Here is a 2500-nt window from a genome sequence, read left to right on the forward strand (position 1 = left end):
TGGTTGCGGGAGCAGGATTTGAACCTGCGACCTTCAGGTTATGAGCCTGACGAGCTACCGGACTGCTCCATCCCGCGTTATTTTTTTGCCTGATGTTCTGCGCTGATATTGGACACTGGATCCGGAGCGCAGCGGAGGCAAGGCGAAGTGGCCGCCGGCCGGTCAGGCCGCCCTCGCGGAGCGCCGCCTGAAGGGCGTTGCGCGCGTGAGCGCCATGTTGAAGAGATTAGCGCTCAAGTAGCCGACAGGCAGTAGCGCGCCAAGAATACAAACTGCGTTTTGCAGGCCTGGCGGCGACCTACTCTCCCACACCTTAAGATGCAGTACCATTGGCGCTGGGGAGTTTCACGGCCGAGTTCGGGATGGGATCGGGTGGGGGCTCCCCGCTGGGGCCACCAGGCCGGCGAAGCGCAGTTTGCTTGGTAAAACTGGTCTTTTTGTTTGTGCTCGCGGCCATACGCTGCGTTGCAGCTGGCCTGCGCAGGCGCGCCGCATAAGCGGCGGCGGCCTTTCGGCCTTGCGAACCTTCCGGTTCGGCTCTTTTCCCTTGCGGGTGTCGAGCGTGCTGCGCTGAGAACAAACTGGTCTTATCGATGATATTTTCAGATTGGCTGTTTGTTTTGCTGCCGCGTGTCCTGCCGGCGTTGCGCGGGAACGACTGTTCCGAGCGCAGAGAAGGCAAGGCCAAGCGGCCGCCGGCCGGTCAGGCCGCGTGGTTCGCAGGACAGGTCCGTAAGGACCGGTACGTCCGTGAGAACAAACAAACAGATCAGATTGAAGCGCGAAGCGCTTCAAGATGAACATTGACTAATGAGAGGATCAAGCCGAACGAGCTATTAGTAAAGCTAAGCTCCATGCATTGCTGCACTTCCACACGCTTCCTATCGACGTGGTGGTCTTCCACGGCTCTTCAGGGAGAACTGGTTTTGAGGTGGGTTTCCCGCTTAGATGCTTTCAGCGGTTATCCCTTCCGTACATAGCTACCCTGCAATGCGGCTGGCGCCACAACAGGTCCACCAGAGGTACGTCCATCCCGGTCCTCTCGTACTAGGGACAGATCCTCTCAATTCTCCTACACCCACGGCAGATAGGGACCGAACTGTCTCGCGACGTTCTGAACCCAACTCACGTACCACTTTAATTGGCGAACAGCCAAACCCTTGGGACCTGCTCCAGCCCCAGGATGTGATGAGTCGACATCGAGGTGCCAAACAATGCCGTCGATATGGACTCTTGGGCATCATCAGCCTGTTATCCCCGGCGTACCTTTTATCCGTTGAGCGATGGCCCTTCCACGAGGGACCACCGGATCACTATGGCCGACTTTCGTCTCTGCTCGACTTGTCAGTCTCGCAGTCAGGCAGGCTTATGCCATTGCACTCAACGAGCGATTTCCGACCGCTCTGAGCCCACCTTCGCGCGCCTCCGTTACCATTTGGGAGGCGACCGCCCCAGTCAAACTACCCGCCACACACGGTCCCGGATATGGTTGTACCGCGGTTAGATATCCATGACGACAAGGGTGGTATTTCAAGGGTGACTCCACCTCAGCTGGCGCCAAGGCTTCAACGTCTACCACCTATCCTACACATGTCGTGACGAATACCAGTGTGAAGCTGTAGTAAAGGTGCACGGGGTCTTTCCGTCTGACCGCAGGAACCCCGCATCTTCACGGGGAATTCAATTTCACTGAGTCTATGCTGGAGACAGCGGGGAAGTCGTTACGCCATTCGTGCAGGTCGGAACTTACCCGACAAGGAATTTCGCTACCTTAGGACCGTTATAGTTACGGCCGCCGTTTACTGGGGCTTCAATTCGGTGCTTGCACACCTCCTCTTAACCTTCCAGCACCGGGCAGGCGTCAGACCCTATACGTCGTCTTGCGACTTCGCAGAGCCCTGTGTTTTTGATAAACAGTCGCCACCCCCTGGTCTGTGCCACCCCACAGTGGTTGCCCACCATGAGGTCTCCCTTCTCGCGAACTTACGGGAGCATTTTGCCGAGTTCCTTCAGCATAGTTCTCTCAAGCGCCTTGGTATGCTCTACCAGTCCACCTGTGTCGGTTTCGGGTACGGTTTATACGTGGGAGCTATTTCCTGGAACACCTTCGCTGCACCCCCAATCCAATAAGGAGATACAACACACGGCATCCGTCACTACCCACAAGCTGCAGAATATTAACTGCATTCCCATCGACTACGCCTTTCGGCCTCGCCTTAGGGGCCGGCTAACCCTGCGCCGATTAGCGTTGCGCAGGAACCCTTGGACTTTCGGCGAGAGTGTCTCTCACACTCTTTATCGTTACTCATGTCAGCATTCGCACTTCTGATATCTCCAGGAGCCCTCGCGGGTCTCCCTTCGCAGACTTACAGAACGCTCCGCTACCGCGCATCCCGAAGGATGCACCCGCAGTTTCGGTGTATGGCTTGAGCCCCGGTACATTTTCGGCGCGGAACCCCTTGATTAGACCAGTGAGCTGTTACGCTTTCTTTAAATGATG

Annotated in this window: 1 tRNA gene and 2 rRNA genes (1 of these 3 cut by a window edge); all 3 read right to left on the reverse strand. The window is 56.8% G+C overall.

The annotated features are described in order from the left end of the window. Nucleotides 1-77, reverse strand: a tRNA-Met gene (locus tag WNZ15_RS26210). 208 nt (nt 78-285) lie between these two features. Further along, a 5S ribosomal RNA gene (rrf, locus tag WNZ15_RS26215) occupies nt 286-400 on the reverse strand. A 415-nt stretch (nt 401-815) separates the two neighbouring features. Beyond that, a 23S ribosomal RNA gene (locus WNZ15_RS26220) occupies nt 816-2500 on the reverse strand (it continues 1040 nt past the right edge of the window).

The organism is Roseibium sp. AS2, assembly GCF_038900065.1.
Lineage (GTDB): Bacteria > Pseudomonadota > Alphaproteobacteria > Rhizobiales > Stappiaceae > Roseibium.